The organism is Rhizobium arsenicireducens (assembly GCF_964021225.1).
On record NZ_CAXHYK020000001.1, the window covers coordinates 1741557 to 1760174 of the forward strand.

The following is an 18618-nucleotide window of genomic DNA, read 5'->3' on the forward strand; positions in this document are numbered from 1 at the left end:
GTATGTCCCACTCAGTATTTTCCCTCAAAGCCGGAGAGTTGTAGGATTGGTCTGCTCGGATCGACCTTGTTGGCATCGACGCTCTTTTTGTAGATGAGCTTGCAGATGTGCTGGTCGAGTGAGTCGTTGTATTCGAGCGTGGTGATGCGGAGAGGTGACGACCTCTTGCCGCGGATCGCGCGCTGTCTGGCCTGGATGAAGGTTGCATCCCCGAAGTCGAGGGCGGCGAAGATCATGTGATCCACCTCCTTCTTTCCGTTGAACTGCCAGTTGTAGCCAAAGGCTGCAGTCTGGGGAGTTGCCAGCACCGCCTGCACCCTACCCTCTTCGAAATCCTCACTGGCTTTGTCCCGCTGGTTCTGCGTCACGCTGCCATTGATGAAGGCGTAGGTGATCTTGTGCTGCTCCAGCAGCCCAGCGATCCGCTGTTGCTGCCGGGTGAGCGGCGTGAAGATGATGAAGGGCTTCTCGTTGGTATAGTGTTCCTCGAAGTGAACCTTGAGTTCTTCCTCCTTCTCGGTCGGCTCGCCGTCGAGGATGTCGAGGAAGTGCCCTGGGTTCGAGAGATCGGGGAAGTTGGCCGGGTGCTCCATCAGCTGACGGGCGCGGGTGAAGGCCACGCCGGGCATCGTCCCGTCGATGAAGAACTTCTCCAGTTCGAGGATCGCCTCGTCGCGGAAGAGGTCGTAGAATTGGCGCTGCTTCGGCGCCATGTCGACCATCTCTGGGATGACGACCGACTCCTGCTCACCATGGACACTGGCGAAGGTCCGCCGGATGGCGTGCCGGCCGAAGATCCGGGAGAGCTTGTCGTGGTTCTTCCAGGCGACGACGTTTCCGTCGAAGTCCTTGACCCCGTGGTATTCGATGAACTGCTGTTGCGAGAGGTAGTAGCGGGGCTCGACGATCCGGATCGCCGGATAGGCCGACGACAGCTTGCCGTCGATCAGCGTGCCGGTCATGGGGATGAAGTGGGTCATCTGCCCACAATCAAAGGCCTTGAAGAGCGCCAGGGTCTGCTGACTATCAGCGGACTTGTAGCCCATGTGGAACTCGTCGACGTGGACCGCTCGGACGAACTTCGGGAGCTGGCGCCAGGATAGAGTGAACCGCCGGAAGCCCATCAGGAACACCTTGCCGCCTGAGGCGAGCTGCTTCTCGATCTGCTTCTTGGTCCCGTTGACGATGACAACGTCCTCGTCCTTGAAGTCCGTGAAGCGGAGAATTTCCTTTTTGTTCTTCTTGAGGAGAGATTTCGGTTGCGGCCACACAGTTCCGATGCCAAGCTGGGACCACATGTACCATTGCATGACACAGACCGAAGGGGTTTTCCCCGATCCCGGGTCGGAGAGATTGAGGCATTTAGGGTTGGCCATGTAGTAGGCCAGGTCCGCGATCTGATCGACCCGGAGTGAAGCATTAGTCATTGGAGACTCGCTTATGAAAGTGGAAGACATTGATCGGCAGATAGCCGAGCTGCAGGAGCTGCGCGCTCTCGCTGCCAAGGAAGCTGAGGAGAAGAAAATTCAGCAGAATTTTGAGGAAGCGCTCGAGATATACCCGCGCTTGATTGCGGACATTCGCCGCCTGGATGTGATTGGCTACATGCCGCCCAGACTGGCGGAGGCGCTGAGGGATGGCTCGGGAAAGTTCAACCCCGGCATGTACATCAAGCGCCCCCGGCCCCCGGTTAAGCCACACGACTGAACGACCGGGTGTGGTTCAACCACTCCCGAGTGTCTCGCCGTTCTTCCGCAGCCCGATCGTCAAAGTCGGGCTGTTCCTTTATCCAGGCCGGTGATGCTTCATCGAAACTGCCCTGGTAGAAAGGGTAGATCTCCTGGGTGATGTCCCAGACCTGCAGCGTCTGCGGGTCGAACTTCAGGATGCGGATAGCATCCACGCAGCCGGCCTCATGCACGATCTTGGCAGGCTCGGCGCCAGCGGGAACCACCGGGTCCACAATGGCATAGTGGTTCCGTTCCAGAACCTCAAAGAGGATCTTCATGGTTATTTCCTTCGATGTTGGAGAGGGAGAGTTTGCTCGTTTTACGTCCGAGCTAGACGACCAGGGCCTGAGGAAAGGCTTACTCATCCCTGATTGCGGGTGTTACCAGGCCACCGCCCGCTGGGCTTGGACAAGCAAAAGGGCCGGTATTTTCAATACCGACCCTTCTTGGGTTTCACTTCTGGTTCAGGCAGGACCTCCGGGGGGTCCGGCTCAGGTTCATCAGGCGGGATGACCACGGGTTCGGGAAGGAGAGCGATGTTCTTTTCGACCTCTCTCATTTCCTCGTACCGCGCGGGGTCCCAGTAGCCCGCCTTGTTCATAGCGGCGAGGAGTTCATCCCGGCGTGTCATGAGTTTGGTGCGTTGGTTATCCATAGTTCCTCCATTGGGTTGCATATGGGTCTTCAGACCCAGATTTTCAACGCCTCCGTGTCCAGGCCCAGCCGGCTGGCCTGGGAGTACCAGAAGTTCCGGAGCCTGTTCTGTGCACCAACCGGCCCCGGTGCCCCACAGCGGGCCAGGATGGGCCCCCGGAGGAGCACCACCTGTCTGGTTGGTGATGCCCGGTGGAATTGGCTGACCAGTGTGAAATAGTCCTGGTGGGTGTCGACGACGGTATTCTCAGTGTTGGGCATTTTTGCTCCCTTGATAGATGTTGCTCTCGAAGGTCCTCATCAGATCCCCGAGGACGAGGCCGGTGACCTCACAGATTTTCAGCAGCTGGCTCAGCTTGAAGTCGTGCTGACCGACTTCCATGCTCATGAGGACGGGGACGCTTACGCCAATTCGGTTGGCGAACTCCCGCACGCCGACGTTGGCCCGATACATGTTCAACCGGATGCCGATCGCGTGGTGCTGGCGAGACACGGGTAGCATGTTCTCCCGCCGCTTCGGCCCACGCCGCTTGTTCGGGTTCAGCCGGACAATTTTGCTCTGATAGAGCAGCCTCTCGATGGTCCGCGGTGACCGGCCATATTTCAGGCCAATCTCCGAGACGGTCATGCTTGTATTTTCCAAATCGGCCAACGCGGCCGGATGCCAATTGTTGATGTCGTTCATGTTCCGCATTTCTCATTTTTGGGTGGAAATCTGCCACACGTGTGACCGATTTTTCAAGCAGATCCAAGTTAGACCCACATGTGGGTACTATGTACTTAAGAGAAGACCCCAAGTTTCCAAGGGGTCTTACTGTCCAAAATGAGAGATGTATGTACTAGTGGGTAGATGCGTTGAATAGATTTTAAGTCTCTTGCGTCTACCAGTTTCGCCACGTCCGCGCCGAAGCTTTTTCAATGCTTCACGGGGAAATTGCAAGTCCCTGTTTTGCACAGGCTTTGCCTTGTGTTGCGAAGAATTTGATCGCCTGGCCACCGCGAATTCATGAGTGACGGCGTCGATCCGGAGGCCATTCTCAAGCTCGCCTTCACACGTCGGACCGATGGTATGGGATTCTTGGCTGACTTCCCAGCTTTGCGGACGGCACATTATCGTCACACCCCCATGTTACTAGGATTGTTCCAACACGATTTGCATCCGAACTTAGGACGTGACTTTTCCGTGACTGGAGAACGATGGCGGAAAGGACTGTCCCGTGACAAAGATCGAGATACGCCAGCAACCTGACATGGTCAAAAACGCAATTCGGCGGCTTCTGAGAGATCACCGTTTTGCCGAGACGCCGGAACTTGCGAGGAACGCAGTGGCGCTGATCATCCAGCTTCACGAAAGCGGCGTGTCCGACGAGGATGATCTGGTCGAACTGGCAGCGCTCAGCGGCGGCAAGCGGCTGGCAGGGATGGCCACCTCAGGCGCGATGCGCGATCGCAACTGACCTCTTCAGCGCCACCGGATTATCAAGAATTGCCGGCACATGCCGGCCAAGCGACGTCACAGACTCCGGACGAAGAACGGCGGAGGCAAGCCCCCGCCGTCTACAATCCGAAATCCTGCGTCGCGATCAGGCGAGCTTGGCGGCAATCTTCGCCACATGGGCGCCCTGATAGCGGGCACCGTCCAGTTCCACCTCGGACGGCTGACGCGAGCCGTCGCCGTCGGTGATGGTCGACGCGCCATAGGGCGAGCCGCCCTTGACCGCCTCGACGCCCGACTGGCCCTGGAAGGCGTAAGGCAAGCCGACCACGACCATGCCGTGGTGCATGAGAGTGGGGATGAAGCCGAGGATGGTCGATTCCTGGCCGCCGTGCTGGGTGGCCGTCGAGGTGAACACCGATCCGACCTTGCCGACCAGCTTGCCCTGCGCCCAGGCGCCGCCGGTCTGGTCCCAGAAATTGCGCATCTGCGAGGCGACCGTGCCAAACCGCGTGCCGGCGCCGACGATGATCGCGTCATACTGCTCGAGTTCGCCCGGCGTGGCGATTTCGGCCTTCTGGTCCATCTTGTAATGCGAGGCCTTGGCAACGTCGTCGGGAACCAGTTCTGGAACACGCTTCACGGTGACGTCGGCGCCGGCCGATTTTGCACCCTCGGCGACCGCATAGGCCATGGTTTCGATGTGTCCATAAGCGGAATAGTAGAGAACCAATACCTTAGCCATGACGTATCTCCATTTGGGACTGAGCGGCGACAACCGCGTTGTGAATTCGATAACGATTATGTAGCGGACCAAGGCCAACAAACCAGCCCTTGCCACGGCGACGGACTGTTCATGTTTCGGCTACAGCCCTCAGCCAATCGCAGAATTTTGGTGAACGACGGCTGCGGCGGTCTCTTGCCAAGCCTTCGGCAGACGATAGACTCAGCTTGAAACGATCGGGATATCCTCATGACTGAAACGACCATCAAGACGGCCGCCATGCTCGCCATCGGCGACGAGCTTCCTGTCGGGCCGTACCAAGGACAAGAATATCGGCCATCTCGCCGAGGTGCTGACGCTTTCCGGCATTGACCTGAAAGAGGTGCGGATCGTCGGCGACGAGGAGGCGGAGATCATTGCCGCCCTCAACGCGCTGCGCGCGCGATACACCTATGTCTTCACCTCCGGAGGGATTGGCCCCACGCACGACGACATCACCGCCGATGCGGTCTCGAATGCCTTCGGTGTGCCCTGCACCCACGATCCGGACGCCATGCGACTGCTCGCAGAGATGTACCAGCGCCGCAATATGGAGTTCACCGAGGCCCGCCAGCGCATGGCTCGCATGCCTGAAGGTAGCCGCCACATCCCCAATCCGGTGTCGGTTGCGCCCGGCTTCATCATTGGCAATGTCCATGTGATGGCCGGGGTGCCTCAGGTGTTCCAGGCCATGCTGGATACCGTCGTCGCCACGCTTCCGGCCGGCGCCAGGGTCCTTTCGCGTGCGATCCACTGCCCCTTCGGCGAAGGCGATATCGGAACCTTGTTGGGCGCGGTGCAGAAGGCTCACCCGGAGACCTCGATCGGCTCCTATCCGCACTTCGACGGCCTGCGGTTCACCACCGAGCTGGTAGTGCGGGCGCGAAACGGCGAGGCGCTCGAGGCCGCGGCCGGTGATGTCGCGGCGATGATCGAAGCGCTTACCACCGAACAGGAAGGCGCTACGGAAAAGGATCTCGGGACCGGCGAACTTGCCTGAGAACTTCGGGCGCTACACACCGCCGCTATTGACCGAAGTCAAGGAAGGCCGCAAGGATTGTCGCCATAAATCGATTATGCGGGATCCCATGATCACCGCTCGAGGGAGACATTTATGGGCTATAAAACCATTCTCGCCGTCTTGGACACGCCCAAGAACGCGCAGCAAATTACAGATTTTTCCATTTCGCTCGCCGAACAATTCAAATCGCACGTGATCGGCCTGCATGCCGAGGCGCTCGCCACCTTGCCGCTGGTGGCACCGATGGAAATCCCCGACCCCTCGACCGTCCAGGCCCTGCAGGACATGGCCCATGCCGAGGCGGTCGACGTCGAGAGGATCTTCCGCGAGCGCTCCGCGCGCAACGGCACCTCCCATGAATGGCGCAGCTTCGTGTCGTCCGCCGGTTACGGTGCAGCGTCCCTGGTCGACAGCGCGCGCCACTGCGACCTCGTGGTCGCCGCCCAAGGCGAAAACACCATTCTCTCCGAGAGCCGCGCCGATCTCGAGGGCTTCTTGTTCGAAAGCGGCCGACCGGTCCTGCTCGTTCCCTATATCCTCAAGGAGCCGAAGCCGATCAAGCGCGTGCTCATCGCCTGGAACGGCTCACGCGAGGCGGCCCGCGCTACCTTCGACTCCCTCCCCTTCCTCAAGGCCGCGGAGAGCGTCGAGGTCTTCACCGTTGATCCGCCGGAGACCCGCTCGCAGTCTCCCAGCATGGCCGGCGCCGAGATCGCCGCCACGCTTGCCCGCCACGGCGTGAACATCACCGTCGTTCGCGAGGAAACGGACCAATTGCCGGCGTCTGCGGCGATCGAGAACCGTTTGTCAGACAGTTCCATCGACCTTCTCGTCATGGGCGCATACGGCCACAAGCGCTGGTGGGAAATGCTGTTCGGCGGCGTGACCCGCACCGTGCTCGAATCGATGACAGCGCTCACCCTGCTTTCGCGCTGACAGCTGGGTGCCGGGCCTTGCCTTGCGCCTTCAAATACCGCTAATAGCTGCGGGCAAGGACTAAGGCCCTTGCGGGCAGCAATCGCGCGGCACTGTCCGCGCGATCAGCGTTTGAAGCATCCACCAAACGCGACGGCATTTCCCGCAACCGGCCGGTCTTGAAACCGCCGGAACAACGCCGGCACCTCGATCATGATGCCTTTTGCGGAGCCTGAGAGCGATGTCCCTGCCTGAAAAAGCCTTTCCCGTATCCTGGGATCAGTTTCACCGCGACGCCCGGGCGCTGGCCTGGCGGCTCGCCGGTCTCAAGCAGGACTTCCGCGCCATCGTCTGCATCACCCGCGGCGGGCTCGTGCCGGCCGCCATCATCTCGCGCGAACTGAACATCCGCTTGATCGAAACGGTCTGCATCGCCTCCTATCACGACTATACCAGCCAGGGCGACATGCAGCTCCTGAAGAGCATTACGGCGGAACTGACCACCGACGGCGGACAGGGGGTACTCGTCGTCGACGACCTGACCGACACCGGCAAGACCGCAACCGAGGTCCGGGCGATGATGCCAAAGGCGCATTTCGCCTGCGTCTACGCCAAGCCCAAGGGCGTGCCGACGGTCGACACATTCATCACCGAGGTCAGCCAGGACACCTGGATCTATTTCCCTTGGGACCTGGGCTTCACCTACCAGGAGCCGATCGCCAAGCACAACGGCGCCTGAGCCGCGGCAACATCGATTCGCGACCGCGAGGTCGGCCGGAAGGGCGCGAGACGATCGCGCCTTTTTTGATTGTACTTCCCGCCCACATTGCCCCAAACGCTAGATACCGTCCGCGTGCGAATCTGCATGGGAATCACTGAGTGCACCCACCTTGAGGCGCAGCAAGGGGCCGCGCTGCCGCGGGTGGATTTTGCAGCAACCGAAAAAATCAAACGCCTCTCGCCGACCACGCCTGGCCCGCCTTGGCCGGCTGTCATTGCAAAACCCGAACAATTCCATCGACATGCACCTTTCCCCGTTTTCCACAGCCGGTAACCACAATATCTGGTATTAATAATTTCGTCACAACCCACCCCTTGACGGAATCAGCCCTTTCAAAGTTAATGCTTCCTTATGTTGCGGCGGCGACGGAACCGGACATCACGAGGCCGGTTCGTTTCAGTAAATCGCGAGGCGTAAATGCGGGGTCGGGGCCATGATCAGCCCTCTGGCTGGCGGGTCTTACTGTGCGATTTCAGACCGCCAAAACAGCGTGCGGGGACTGGCGAAAACGAACTGTTAATACTATATTTAGCGTTTGCAGCCACAATCACCACAAGATACAGAGTGACCATCGCTGGATGAATCACCTGATTTGAAGCGGACGGAGACTGGCTGTGCATCGAAAAGCGCCGCCGGAACGGGGTATATTGCGCCTTTGACGAGGCGCTGAATTTTCAAGGGACAAGAGCCAGATGCGCATCGAACGTCGTTTCACCAAACCCGGCCAATCACCTTACGCGGAAATCGAATTCCGCCAGGCGGTGAGTGAGATCAAGAATCCGGACGGCTCGATCGTCTTCAGGCTCGCTGACATTGATGTTCCGGCGCAATTCTCCCAGGTCGCAACCGACGTTCTGGCGCAGAAATATTTCCGCAAGGCCGGCGTGCCGAAGGTGCTGAAAAAGGTCGAGGAGAACGACGTCCCCTCGTTCCTGTGGCGCTCGGTCGCCGACGAAAAGGCGATGGCCGCCCTGCCGGAAGGTGAGCGCTACGGCTCTGAAACCGATGCCCGCCAGGTCTTCGACCGTCTCGCCGGCACCTGGGCCTATTGGGGCTGGAAGGGCAAGTATTTCACCTCGGAAGAAGACGCCCTCGCCTTCCGCGATGAGCTCGCCTACATGCTTGCCACCCAGCGCGTCGCCCCCAATTCCCCGCAGTGGTTCAACACCGGCCTGCACTGGGCCTATGGCATCGACGGCCCTGGCCAAGGCCATTTCTATGTCGACCCCTTCACCGGCAAGCTCGTCAAGTCGAAGTCGGCCTATGAGCATCCGCAGCCGCATGCCTGCTTCATCCAGTCCGTCGGCGACGACCTGGTCAACGAAGGCGGCATCATGGACCTGTGGGTGCGTGAAGCCCGCCTGTTCAAATACGGCTCCGGCACCGGCTCCAACTTCTCCTATCTGCGCGGCGAAGGCGAAAAGCTGTCGGGCGGCGGTCGCTCAAGCGGCCTGATGAGCTTCCTCAAGATCGGCGACCGCGCCGCCGGCGCCATCAAGTCGGGCGGCACCACGCGCCGCGCCGCCAAGATGGTGGTGGTCGACATCGACCATCCGGACATCGAGGAATACATCAACTGGAAGGTCAAGGAAGAGCAGAAGGTGGCGGCGCTGGTCACCGGCTCGAAGATCGTTGCCCGCCACCTGAGGGCGATCATGAAGGCCTGCGTCAACTGCTCGGCCGAGAACGACGCCTGCTTCGACCCGAACCAGAACCCGGCCCTGAAGCGCGAGATCAAGGCCGCCAAGAAGGACCAGGTTCCGGAAAGCTACGTCAAGCGCGTCATCCAGTTCGCCCAGCAGGGCTACAAGGACATGGAGTTCAAGACCTACGACACGGACTGGGATTCGGAAGCCTATCTCACCGTCTCCGGCCAGAACTCCAACAATTCCGTCTCGCTGAAGGACGACTTCCTGCGCGCCGTCGAAACAGACGGTGACTGGAACCTGACCGCCCGCAAGGACGGCAAGGTGATGAAGACGCTGAAGGCCCGCGACCTGTGGGAGAAGATCTCCTATGCCGCCTGGGCATCGGCCGATCCGGGCCTGCACTTCAACACGACGATGAACGACTGGCATACCTGCCCGGCCGCAGGTCCCATCCGCGCGTCGAACCCGTGCTCCGAATACATGTTCCTCGACGACACGGCCTGCAATCTGGCCTCCCTGAATCTCCTGCAGTTCAAGGACGCCAAGACCAAGAAGATTGACATCGCCGACTACGAGCATGCCGTTCGGCTGTGGACCGTCGTTCTGGAAGTCTCGGTGATGATGGCGCAGTTCCCGTCGCGCCAGATTGCCGAACTGTCCTATGAATACCGCACGCTCGGCCTCGGTTACGCCAATATCGGCGGCTTCCTGATGTCATCGGGCATCCCCTATGATTCGGCAGAAGGCCGCGCCCTTTGCGGTGCGCTCACCGCCATCATGACCGGCGTCTCCTATGCGACCTCGGCGGAAATCGCCTCGGAGCTCGGCCCCTTCCCGGGCTACGCGCCGAACCGCGACAACATGCTGCGCGTCATCCGCAACCATCGCCGCGCCGCCCACGGCCTGTCCGAGGGTTACGAGGGCCTGTCGGTCAACCCGGTTCCGCTCGTTCATGCCGAGTGCACCGACCCGGCGCTCGTCGCCCATGCAACCGCCGCCTGGGACAAGGCGCTGGAGCTTGGCGAAAAGCACGGCTATCGCAATGCCCAGGTTTCGGTCATCGCGCCGACCGGCACGATCGGTCTGGTCATGGACTGCGACACCACCGGCATCGAGCCCGACTTCGCGCTGGTCAAGTTCAAGAAGCTCGCCGGCGGCGGCTATTTCAAGATCATCAACGGCGCCGTTCCGGAAGCGCTGCGCTCGCTCGGCTATAGTGAGAGCCAGATCGCCGAGATCGAGGCCTATGCCGTCGGCCATGGCAATCTCAACCAGGCGCCGGGCATCAACCCCGGCACGCTGAAGGCCAAGGGTTTCCACGACAGCACCATCGAGGCGATCAACACCGCGTTGAAGTCGGCCTTCGACATCAAGTTCGTGTTCAACCGCTGGACGATCGGCGACGAGCAGATGTCGGCGCTGATGATCCCGGAGGAGCATTTCTCCGATCCGGCCTTCGACCTGCTTCAGCATCTCGGCTTCACCAAGAAGGAAATCGAGGCGGCCAACGTCCATATCTGCGGTGCGATGACGCTCGAAGGCGCCCCCTTCCTCAAGGATGAGCATCTGCCGGTGTTCGATTGCGCCAATCCGTGCGGCAAGGTCGGCAAGCGCTACCTCTCGGTCGAAAGCCACATCCGCATGATGGCGGCCGCCCAGCCGTTCATCTCGGGCGCCATCTCCAAGACCATCAACATGCCGAACGAGGCCACCGTCGAGGATTGCGGCGCGGCCTACATGCTGTCGTGGAAGCTGGCGATCAAGGCCAATGCGCTCTATCGCGACGGCTCCAAGCTCAGCCAGCCGCTCAACGCCTCGCTGATCGAGGACGAGGAGGACGAGGATGCGCTCGAAGACCTGATCCAGCAGCCGGCCGCCGCCCAGGCGGTCACTGTCACCGAGAAGATTGTCGAGCGTGTGATCGAACGGGTCGTTCGCGAGCGGGAAAAGCTGCCGAACCGTCGTCAGGGCTATACCCAGAAGGCGACCGTCGGCGGCCACAAGGTCTACCTGCGCACCGGCGAATTCGGCGACGGCCGGATCGGCGAGATCTTCATCGACATGCACAAGGAGGGTGCTGCCTTCCGGGCGATGATGAACAATTTCGCCATCTCGATTTCGCTCGGCCTGCAATATGGCGTGCCGCTCGAGGAATTTGTCGAGGCCTTCACCTTCACCAAGTTCGAACCGGCCGGCATGGTCCAGGGCAATGACGCGATCAAGAACGCGACCTCGATCCTCGACTACGTGTTCCGCGAACTGGCCGTCTCCTATCTCGGTCGCCATGATCTGGCCCATGTCGACACCTCGGACTTCTCCAACACCGCGCTCGGCAAGGGGATTTCCGAAGGCAAGACCAACCTGCTGTCGACCGGCTGGACCCGCGGCTACAAGCCGACCCTGGTGGCCGGCGGCACGATCGACCGCCCGCTCGGCGAACCGAAGGGCGCGGCGACCGGCGCCCCCGCCAAGGCTTCCTCCGGCGGCAATGTCTCCGCCTTTGCCGGCTCAGCCGCCCGCAAGCTGGAAGTGACGACCGCCATCTCGACCTCGGAAGTCGTCTCCTTCAAGCGCGACTACGAGGAGCGCGCGGTGGAGGAAATCGCTGAGTCCGGTACCCAGGACGCGACCGCGCTGTTCTCCGACAAGGCCGCCGCCGACGCCGCCGACGCCAAGGCCGAAGCCAAGAAAAAGGAAGCCGACCGCCGCATGCGCTCGATCGCCCAAGGCTATACCGGCAACATGTGCTCCGAGTGCCAGAATTTCACCATGGTGCGGAATGGGACGTGCGAGAAGTGCGACACGTGTGGGGCGACGAGCGGGTGCTCTTGAGCGCGGGTTCTAAATGAGCATCTTTGACGAAAGTTCAGTGGAGGCGAGCCATAACCGGCTCGCCTCTTCTGTTTCTGCCCAAGTTGAAGCTTTGGCAGCATCGGTGGACCTGATACGAAAAGCTCTTCTGTATCAGGACATCGGCAGACACGATCCAAAAGATCACGGGGACTATCTCGCTGTCTCACAACTCGGATTTCGAGTTGTCAACGACGTCGGCGCCGCTACGAAGCTTCTTGACTGCGGATATTTCGTGCAAGCTGCGAGCCTACTGCGCGATATAGCCGAGATCGGAATCCTAGCCCTTCATTTCGCAGTCTCACCGCGGGATATAACGCTTTGGAGATCGCTGAATGGCCGAAACCAGTCAAACCAGTTTGGCCCGCCAGCGCTCAGACGTAAACCGCACCTAAAAGACAGCAGTAAGTTGTCCTATCTCGACGAAAGGTTCAACTTGTTCTCCGATTACGGAGCGCATCCCTCAACAACGTCGATAATTGCCCATCACAATGGCGTCCGTTTTCACATCGGCCCACATTTCAATGAGAACATCTATATCGATACCTACCGCGACCTTGCCGACCTTACTTGGCATGTTACCGACGCGTGCGGCGACGCATATTGCGCTGCTTTCCACATCTCTGTTGCCGACATACTTCCGTCGGAAACGCAACGGTTCAGGTTAGCTTGGAACGGAATCGCACCAGAGAAGCCGGAAGACACGGAAAGCCGGTTGGATACTTGAGTTAAGCCGAAACACGCCGCCCCCACCTCTCCCCTTGTGGGAGAGGTTACAAAATCGCGGTCTTAGCGCCAGCTAAGTCGCAGATTTTGTTGGTGAGGGGGTAGGAAGACGGGCACAAACGCCCCCCTCACCTGAAGAATCTGGCACTTAGCGGAAGCCCAGATGCCGATTTTTCTTCCTCTCCCACAAGGGGAGAGGAAGAGATCACAAACGGCTCCGTCCTAGAACTTGTAGTTCAGGCCGCCCTTGATGACGTGGTCGCTGATGTCGGTGTTCGAGGTGGAGACACCGTTGAAGCTGCGCACGTCGTTGGTGCGGACATAGTTGTACTCGACCTTGGCGGAGAGGTTGGCGTTGAGGTTCTGCTCGACGCCGGCACCCAGCAGGTAGCCGGGCTTCCAGCCGTCGGGGCCTCTTACGCTGCCGGTGTCGCGCAGGCTGGTCATTGCCATGCCGGCGGTGCCGTAGAGCAGCGTTTCGCCCATGGCGGCACCGGCCTTGGCCTTGGCCGCGACGCGATGGCGCTCCTTCAGCGTGCCGCCCGGCACGCCGACTTCCGTGTCGCCGAGATGCGAATATTCGAGTTCGCCGCCGACAATGACGCCGCCCACTTCGCCGTTATAGCCGCCCTGGATGCCGCCCATGAATTCCTTTTCGCCCGAGAACGGATTGATCCGCTCGGATGAGACGCCGGCATGGATACCGGCATAAGCGCCGGTGAAGCCGGAGGATGTCGCGGCCGGTGCCTCGTAGGAGGGAGTGGGTTCGGAATAGGTCAGATCTGCGGCGAAGACAGGGGTGGTTGCAAATGCCGCCGTCAGCACCAGGGCGAAGGACTTCACGGTCTTGGTCATCGGTTAACTCCATACAGAGCCCGCATCCCGAAAGGAGCGGGCGAACATTCGGATAGGCTGCCTGCCGCGGCGCGGACCCTCTCGCCGGACCTTGTGTCCCCCCGGCGATCCCGCGCACAGCAGGTCCTTCTAATTTTCACGAACGGATAAAGACTTTGTTAATTCGAGCAGCACGTTCGGCCGTTTCGGGAGAAACATTTTCGTGATGCTCCGGCCGGTCGCACGAACCGCCCGCCCCGCCCTTCGAGGGTCGCTTGCGCGCCCACCTCAGGGTGAGGGCTACCGTTGCGCTTCAGGCAGGGAGTTCTCCCGATGCGCCTTGTAGTGCGAGCCAGACACTCCCCCTCATGCTGATGTGCTTGGCCAAAAGGCCAAGCCTCGAAGCAACCGGCCCACATCCCGGCCCCTGCCCCCAAATCCGGGGATGAAAGAACCGGAAACGGCTGCAAATTCAGTGCCCGCACCCTTCATTCATCCCCGCATCCCAAACCACCACTACACTGGCCTCGTCCCGCCATCGGTTACACCGGTTTGCGTTGCCGGCGAGGCGGGACCGGTGCCCGGGGGCGTGGTCGAAGCGCGGGCCGCCTCCCCGGGGCTGGGCATGAAGGGTCTCCCTCTCGCCTGAAACAGGGCGGGGCGTGCCTGTAGGGCACACATGATTGGACCGGCGACTGGCGGGGGCTCCCCCGGCTTTCGTTCCGCAGCGGGATAAGCAAGAACAAACACCCGCGAGCGCAACCCTGGAAAAGGTGCCGTCATCCGCGCAGAGAGACCGAGTTTGCCCGGCAAAAGACACCGAACGGGACACAATCGGGTGTCATGTAATTTAACTTAGTCGCGGCACGCGATCGTGTCCCGGCCGACTACCCCTCCCGTCAGGGGAGGACCAGAATTGCAGCAAGCCACGGGGCCGAAACGCCCGCGTGAAGGGAAAACCGTATCCGGCGCCCGGATCCGCGCCTTTACAGCCGCCTCCCGCCCGGCCATCAACGCCATCAGCAAATGCGCTACGCCGCGAGTCGGACTGCAGGAAGGAAGAGACCATGCCGAGCCCCATCATCGAAGCCGTACCGGACCGGCCCTTGGACGAGGACCGCTATGCCATCTATGCCGCGCTTCGGGCCTATAACACCGCGCAGACAGGAAAGAGCGACCGGCCCGATTTCGCCGTGCTGGTGCGCCATCCCGAAACCCGCGCCGTCGAGGGAGGGCTCTATGGCGAGGAGAGCTTCGGCTGGGCCTTCATCCGCTATCTCGTCGTGCCCGAGGCCTATCGCGGACAGGGCATCGGCAGCCGGTTGATGGCGGAAGCGGAAAAGATCGCACGGGCCCGCAGCTATGTGGGCATCTGGCTCGATACCTACGAGTTCCAGGCTCGGCCGTTCTACGAAAAGCTCGGCTACCATGTGTTCGGCGAACTCGAGGGCGGCAATGGCGCCCATGGCCAGTTCTTCCTGAAGAAACGCTTTTGAGCGCCGCCATCGGTGGCCGATGGCGAGCGGAATCAAGACAAAAAGAGACCCCGGTGGAGGTGCCGGGGTCAGTGGAGTAGAGGGAATGGGAATGGCAATGGCGTTTGGCGCCTTGGTCCTATTTCAGACGACTGTCTTGGGTTTCAACTCGTCACGACGGCGCCAGTTGCGCAGGCGCATCCGCGGGGCGATGAGGCGGGCGATAAAGGGTGCCGCCACGAAGGAAATGACGATGACCAGCGGCAGCAGGTATTTTGCCTGCTCGGCCAGCGCCGGAATGGAGAGCACAGTGATTGCGCCCGTGCCGAAGATGACGGCATTCACCATCATCGAGACGAAAATGGTCAGATAGGTGTTGGTCTTCATCGGATTGCTCCTGGCGTTGGATCGTTGAAAGACAAACGCCGGCACCCGCGCTTTGTTCCCGAAAACTCAGGGCCTCTCTCGCCGCCCGTCCTGCGCGATCGCTGAAAAAACGCTTCCTTAACCGCCGTCGCCTAAATTGCCCGCCAGGATTTCACTGGACAGACGAGCAGCAGAATGGCCAAGCCGACCTTCCGCTTTACCCATTACGACCTGAAGGAACAGCGCGCCGGCGCGATCATCGAGGTGACGCTGTCAGCGGTCAACAATGTGCGGCTGATGACGCCCGGCAATTTCCAGCGCTTCAAGGAAGCCCTCGATTTCAAATATGTCGGCGGCGTTGCCAAGAAGTCGCCGATCCGGCTTGCCATCCCCGACAGTGGTCATTGGCACCTGATCGTCGACATGGAAGGCCATCACGGATTGGCCGAATCCTCTGTCAAGATGATTGCCGCACCGGTCGCCGCCAGGGCGCCGAAGGCCTCTTGAAGCGCGTCAGCTGTTGCGCTCGCGCCTGAGCTTCGCCCACCAGTCGAGGCGCTTGCGGATCTCCCGCTCGAAGCCACGTTCCGGCGGATCGTAGAAGGTCTTGCGCCCCATCTTCTCCGGAAAATAGTCCTGCCCGGAAAAGGCATCCGGCTCGTCGTGGTCATAGCGATAGCCCTCGCTATAGCCTTCGCCCTTCATCAGCTTGGTTGGGGCGTTGAGAATATGCTTCGGCGGCAGCAGCGAGCCGTTCTCCTTGGCCGCCCGCATCGCCGACTTGTAGGCCATGTAGACTGCATTCGATTTCGGCGCCGTCGCGAGATAGACGCAGGCCTGTGCCAGCGCCAGTTCACCCTCGGGTGAGCCGAGATAGTCATAGGCGTCCTTGGCGGCGTTGCAGATGACCAGCGCCTGCGGATCGGCTAGCCCGATGTCCTCGACCGCCATACGCACGAGCCGGCGACCGAGATAAAGCGGGTCCTCGCCAGCATCGAACATGCGGCACAGATAATAGAGCGCGGCATCGGGATCGGAACCGCGAACCGCCTTGTGCAGCGCCGAGATCAGATTGTAATGGCCGTCCTGGCCCTTGTCGTAGACCGGCGCCCGGCGCTGGACGATCAGGGACAGGCCTTCGGTATCGAACACCTCGCCTGCCCTTGCCGCCCGCCAGACTTCCTCGGCAAGCGTGAGCGCGGCGCGCCCGTCGCCATCGGCCATGCGGATCAGGCTGATGCGGGCATTCTCGTCGAGCGGCAGCGGCTTGCCCTCGGTCTCCTCGGCGCGTTTCAAAAGCGTCTCGATGCTCGACTCGTCATGCGGCTTGAAGGTCAGGACCCTGGCACGCGACAGAAGTGCGGCATTGAGTTCGAAGGAGGGGTTCTCCGTGGTCGCGCCGACGAGGATCACGGTCCCGTCTTCCATGACAGGCAGGAAGCTGTCCTGCTGGGCGCGGTTGAAGCGATGGATCTCGTCGACGAACAGAAGGGTCTGCCGGCCCTCCATGCGGCGCATGCGGGCGGCCTCAAACACCTTCTTCAGATCGGCTACGCCGGAGAAGATCGCCGAGATCTGCTCGAAAGCGAGCCCCGCTTCGCCCGACAGAAGCCGCGCAACCGTCGTCTTGCCGGTGCCGGGCGGGCCCCAGAAGATCATCGAGCCGAGCGAGCCGGAAGCGATCATGCGCGCCAGCACCCCGTCCTCACCGGTCAGATGCTCCTGGCCTGTCACCTCGCCCAGCGTCTTCGGCCGCAGCCGGTCTGCCAGCGGCCGACGCGCCTCGACGTCCTTGGGAACTGTAGACGCGAACAGGTCGCTCATCGGAAAATCTGCCGGATGCGCTGGCCGTCACGCTCGACTTCCACCTGCCAGAAGCTCGGACTGTCGGCAAGCACCCCCAGCATGACTGCAGTCGAGGCAATGTTGACGCCGTTGACCGAGACGATGATGTCATGCGGCGCAAAGCCGAGGCGGGCAGCCGGCGAGCCACGGGCGATCTCGGTGATCACGACACCGGTGACTTCGGACGGCATGCGCAACTCAAAGGCGAGCTTCGGCGACAGATTGGCGATGCGAGCGCCGGCAAAGGGGCTTCCGCCTTCAATCAGCCGCTCGTCGCGCGGCATGGTCTCCGGCGCACCGGCAAGCGTCATGGCAATCTCCTCTCCACGACCGTTTTCGCGAATGGAGAGCTTAACCGTCTTGCCGAGCCCTGCGGTCGTCAGCCGGTAGCCGAGCGCATCGGGATGCTCAACCGGAATGCCATCGACCTCCTCGACGACCTGGCCGGCCTTCAACCCCGCATTGGCGGCCGGCCCGCCCTCTGCAACGCGCACGACAAGCGCACCGCGCACCTTGTCGAGGCCGAGCGCTTCGGCGACATCTGAGGTCACCGGCTCGAAGGTGGCACCAACATAGGGGCGCTCGAAGCTGGCATCGCCCCGCTCGGCGGCAGCCAGGAACACCTTGACCAGATTGGCGGGGATGGCAAAACCGATGCCATTTGACCCGCCACCCTTGGAGAAGATCGCGGTGTTGATGCCAATCAGTTCGCCCTTCATGTTCATCAGAGCGCCTCCGGAATTGCCCGGATTGATCGCGGCATCGGTCTGAATGAAGAAGCCGAAATCGCCTTCCGTCACGCGATTGCGGGCAAGTGCCGAGACGATACCGCTGGTGACGGTCTGACCGACGCCGAAGGGATTGCCGATGGCAAGCACCAGGTCGCCGACATCGACCCTGTCGCTGTCGGCGATCGCCAAGGCGGGAAGCTGTTCCCTCGCGTCGATCTTGAGCACCGCGAGGTCGAGCCGCTCGTCCTTGAGCACGACCTTGACCGGAAATTCGCGACCATCGGACAGCGCCACCTTGATGTCGTCGGCGCCATCGATGACGTGATTGTTGGTGACCACCATGCCGTTTGCGCCGAGGACGACGCCAGAGCCGAGCGAGGACTGCTTTTCCGTCCGGTTCGGCATGCGCTGTCCGAAGAACTGCTCGAAGAATGGGTCGCCGGCGAAAGGCGAAGCACGCCGTTGCACCAGCCGCTCGGCATAGACATTGACCACCGCGCCCTGGGTCCGTTTGACCAAGGGTGCGAACGACATCTGCATCTCTGCGGCGGTCTGGGGAACGCGAAGCTCCTGCGCGGCCAGTTGCACGGGGAATGCCGCGAGAAGCGCCAGTACCGAAACGGCCAAACCACGAACGATGCCTTGCATGGGGTTCTCCTCATTGTTTCCAAGGATCAATAAGCGCCCGACGTACAAAAGAAAAGCGTCGGCGATGCGCCGGTCCGCGCGCTCCCAAAGGTAATGGTGAAATCAGCTTTTCCAAGACGTACGCAAGGACGCAAAACTCAGAAATAAGGCGTTTCCGGCTTGCCGGCCTATCGCCCCACGGACCGCATCGACGCC

At 61.1% G+C, this 18618-nt stretch carries 17 protein-coding genes and 1 pseudogene; 9 read left to right on the forward strand and 9 right to left on the reverse strand.

The genetic code is table 11. The features are described from left to right. Window positions 1-11: 11 nt before the first annotated feature. Complete coding sequence (locus ACWPVA_RS08600; RefSeq protein WP_454287295.1) at window positions 12-1427, reverse strand: helicase-related protein; 1416 nt, start codon at window positions 1425-1427, stop codon at window positions 12-14. 13 nt (window positions 1428-1440) lie between these two features. On the opposite strand from ACWPVA_RS08600, the gene ACWPVA_RS08605 reads away from it, so the two are divergent. Then, window positions 1441-1707: a hypothetical protein gene (locus ACWPVA_RS08605; RefSeq protein WP_454287296.1), complete on the forward strand. Its 267-nt coding sequence runs from the start codon at window positions 1441-1443 to the stop codon at window positions 1705-1707. Here ACWPVA_RS08605 and ACWPVA_RS08610 read toward each other — a convergent pair. From ACWPVA_RS08610 to ACWPVA_RS08620, 3 genes are all read right to left on the reverse strand, one after another. Then, complete coding sequence (locus tag ACWPVA_RS08610; protein ID WP_454287297.1) at window positions 1691-2008, reverse strand: hypothetical protein; 318 nt, start codon at window positions 2006-2008, stop codon at window positions 1691-1693. The genes ACWPVA_RS08605 and ACWPVA_RS08610 overlap by 17 nt on opposite strands. Before the next feature lie 152 nt (window positions 2009-2160). Further along, the gene (locus ACWPVA_RS08615; RefSeq protein ID WP_454287298.1) at window positions 2161-2385 is read right to left on the reverse strand and encodes a hypothetical protein; all 225 of its coding nucleotides are present in this window, start codon (window positions 2383-2385) and stop codon (window positions 2161-2163) included. A 246-nt stretch (window positions 2386-2631) separates the two neighbouring features. Further along, complete coding sequence (locus tag ACWPVA_RS08620) at window positions 2632-3069, reverse strand: hypothetical protein (protein ID WP_454287299.1); 438 nt, start codon at window positions 3067-3069, stop codon at window positions 2632-2634. Window positions 3070-3601: 532 nt separating this feature from the next. Here ACWPVA_RS08620 and ACWPVA_RS08625 point away from each other — a divergent pair. Then, window positions 3602-3841: a hypothetical protein gene (locus ACWPVA_RS08625; RefSeq protein WP_454287300.1), complete on the forward strand. Its 240-nt coding sequence runs from the start codon at window positions 3602-3604 to the stop codon at window positions 3839-3841. A gap of 126 nt (window positions 3842-3967) precedes the next feature. On the opposite strand, the gene wrbA is transcribed toward ACWPVA_RS08625, so the two are convergent. Beyond that, a complete protein-coding gene (gene wrbA, locus ACWPVA_RS08630; protein WP_454287301.1) occupies window positions 3968-4564 on the reverse strand; it encodes an NAD(P)H:quinone oxidoreductase type IV in 597 nt (198 codons plus the stop codon). A 228-nt stretch (window positions 4565-4792) separates the two neighbouring features. Here wrbA and ACWPVA_RS08635 point away from each other — a divergent pair. The 5 genes and pseudogenes from ACWPVA_RS08635 (at window position 4793) to ACWPVA_RS08655 (ending at window position 12525) form a co-directional block, all read left to right on the forward strand. Then, window positions 4793-5582, forward strand: a pseudogene (locus ACWPVA_RS08635) (competence/damage-inducible protein A). A 114-nt stretch (window positions 5583-5696) separates the two neighbouring features. Further along, entirely contained in the window at window positions 5697-6539 is an 843-nt protein-coding gene (locus tag ACWPVA_RS08640) for a universal stress protein (RefSeq protein WP_454287302.1), read from the forward strand. Between the two features lie 220 nt (window positions 6540-6759). Then, window positions 6760-7257: a xanthine phosphoribosyltransferase gene (gpt, locus tag ACWPVA_RS08645; RefSeq protein WP_454287303.1), complete on the forward strand. Its 498-nt coding sequence runs from the start codon at window positions 6760-6762 to the stop codon at window positions 7255-7257. Between the two features lie 734 nt (window positions 7258-7991). Further along, a complete protein-coding gene (locus ACWPVA_RS08650; RefSeq protein ID WP_454287304.1) occupies window positions 7992-11780 on the forward strand; it encodes a vitamin B12-dependent ribonucleotide reductase in 3789 nt (1262 codons plus the stop codon). Between the two features lie 13 nt (window positions 11781-11793). Next, the gene (locus ACWPVA_RS08655) at window positions 11794-12525 is read left to right on the forward strand and encodes a hypothetical protein (RefSeq protein WP_454287305.1); all 732 of its coding nucleotides are present in this window, start codon (window positions 11794-11796) and stop codon (window positions 12523-12525) included. A 221-nt stretch (window positions 12526-12746) separates the two neighbouring features. Here ACWPVA_RS08655 and ACWPVA_RS08660 read toward each other — a convergent pair whose 3' ends face one another. Further along, complete coding sequence (locus ACWPVA_RS08660) at window positions 12747-13379, reverse strand: outer membrane protein (protein WP_454287306.1); 633 nt, start codon at window positions 13377-13379, stop codon at window positions 12747-12749. 1046 nt (window positions 13380-14425) lie between these two features. Between ACWPVA_RS08660 and ACWPVA_RS08665 the strand changes: the two genes are divergently transcribed. Further along, entirely contained in the window at window positions 14426-14854 is a 429-nt protein-coding gene (locus ACWPVA_RS08665) for a GNAT family N-acetyltransferase (RefSeq protein WP_454287307.1), read from the forward strand. A 123-nt stretch (window positions 14855-14977) separates the two neighbouring features. On the opposite strand, the gene ACWPVA_RS08670 is transcribed toward ACWPVA_RS08665, so the two are convergent. Further along, window positions 14978-15220 (reverse strand): hypothetical protein, encoded by a 243-nt coding sequence (locus tag ACWPVA_RS08670; RefSeq protein ID WP_454287308.1) that lies wholly within the window; start codon window positions 15218-15220, stop codon window positions 14978-14980. A gap of 174 nt (window positions 15221-15394) precedes the next feature. On the opposite strand from ACWPVA_RS08670, the gene ACWPVA_RS08675 reads away from it, so the two are divergent. Then, window positions 15395-15706 carry a DUF1883 domain-containing protein gene (locus ACWPVA_RS08675; RefSeq protein ID WP_454287309.1) on the forward strand — a complete coding sequence of 104 codons (312 nt, stop codon included), beginning with the start codon at window positions 15395-15397 and terminating at the stop codon, window positions 15704-15706. 6 nt (window positions 15707-15712) lie between these two features. On the opposite strand, the gene ACWPVA_RS08680 is transcribed toward ACWPVA_RS08675, so the two are convergent. Together ACWPVA_RS08680 and ACWPVA_RS08685 are read right to left on the reverse strand one after the other, a co-directional pair. Then, complete coding sequence (locus tag ACWPVA_RS08680; RefSeq protein WP_454287310.1) at window positions 15713-17023, reverse strand: replication-associated recombination protein A; 1311 nt, start codon at window positions 17021-17023, stop codon at window positions 15713-15715. Then, window positions 17020-18423, reverse strand: coding sequence for a DegQ family serine endoprotease (locus ACWPVA_RS08685; RefSeq protein ID WP_454287311.1), 1404 nt, complete (start codon window positions 18421-18423; stop codon window positions 17020-17022). The genes ACWPVA_RS08680 and ACWPVA_RS08685 overlap by 4 nt, the downstream gene beginning before the upstream one ends. Window positions 18424-18618 lie beyond the last annotated feature (195 nt).

Excerpts from the sequence above, each read along its gene's own strand:
- ACWPVA_RS08600 (WP_454287295.1), bottom strand. The coding sequence starts at position 1,427 with ATGACTAATGCTTCACTCCGGGTCGATCAGATCGCGGACCTGGCCTAC.
- ACWPVA_RS08605 (WP_454287296.1), top strand. The coding sequence starts at position 1,441 with ATGAAAGTGGAAGACATTGATCGGCAGATAGCCGAGCTGCAGGAGCTG.
- ACWPVA_RS08610 (WP_454287297.1), bottom strand. The coding sequence starts at position 2,008 with ATGAAGATCCTCTTTGAGGTTCTGGAACGGAACCACTATGCCATTGTG.
- ACWPVA_RS08615 (WP_454287298.1), bottom strand. The coding sequence starts at position 2,385 with ATGGATAACCAACGCACCAAACTCATGACACGCCGGGATGAACTCCTC.
- ACWPVA_RS08620 (WP_454287299.1), bottom strand. The coding sequence starts at position 3,069 with ATGAACGACATCAACAATTGGCATCCGGCCGCGTTGGCCGATTTGGAA.
- wrbA (WP_454287301.1), bottom strand. The coding sequence starts at position 4,564 with ATGGCTAAGGTATTGGTTCTCTACTATTCCGCTTATGGACACATCGAA.
- ACWPVA_RS08640 (WP_454287302.1), top strand. The coding sequence starts at position 5,697 with ATGGGCTATAAAACCATTCTCGCCGTCTTGGACACGCCCAAGAACGCG.
- gpt (WP_454287303.1), top strand. The coding sequence starts at position 6,760 with ATGTCCCTGCCTGAAAAAGCCTTTCCCGTATCCTGGGATCAGTTTCAC.
- ACWPVA_RS08650 (WP_454287304.1), top strand. The coding sequence starts at position 7,992 with ATGCGCATCGAACGTCGTTTCACCAAACCCGGCCAATCACCTTACGCG.
- ACWPVA_RS08655 (WP_454287305.1), top strand. The coding sequence starts at position 11,794 with ATGAGCATCTTTGACGAAAGTTCAGTGGAGGCGAGCCATAACCGGCTC.
- ACWPVA_RS08660 (WP_454287306.1), bottom strand. The coding sequence starts at position 13,379 with ATGACCAAGACCGTGAAGTCCTTCGCCCTGGTGCTGACGGCGGCATTT.
- ACWPVA_RS08665 (WP_454287307.1), top strand. The coding sequence starts at position 14,426 with ATGCCGAGCCCCATCATCGAAGCCGTACCGGACCGGCCCTTGGACGAG.
- ACWPVA_RS08670 (WP_454287308.1), bottom strand. The coding sequence starts at position 15,220 with ATGAAGACCAACACCTATCTGACCATTTTCGTCTCGATGATGGTGAAT.
- ACWPVA_RS08675 (WP_454287309.1), top strand. The coding sequence starts at position 15,395 with ATGGCCAAGCCGACCTTCCGCTTTACCCATTACGACCTGAAGGAACAG.
- ACWPVA_RS08680 (WP_454287310.1), bottom strand. The coding sequence starts at position 17,023 with ATGAGCGACCTGTTCGCGTCTACAGTTCCCAAGGACGTCGAGGCGCGT.
- ACWPVA_RS08685 (WP_454287311.1), bottom strand. The coding sequence starts at position 18,423 with ATGCAAGGCATCGTTCGTGGTTTGGCCGTTTCGGTACTGGCGCTTCTC.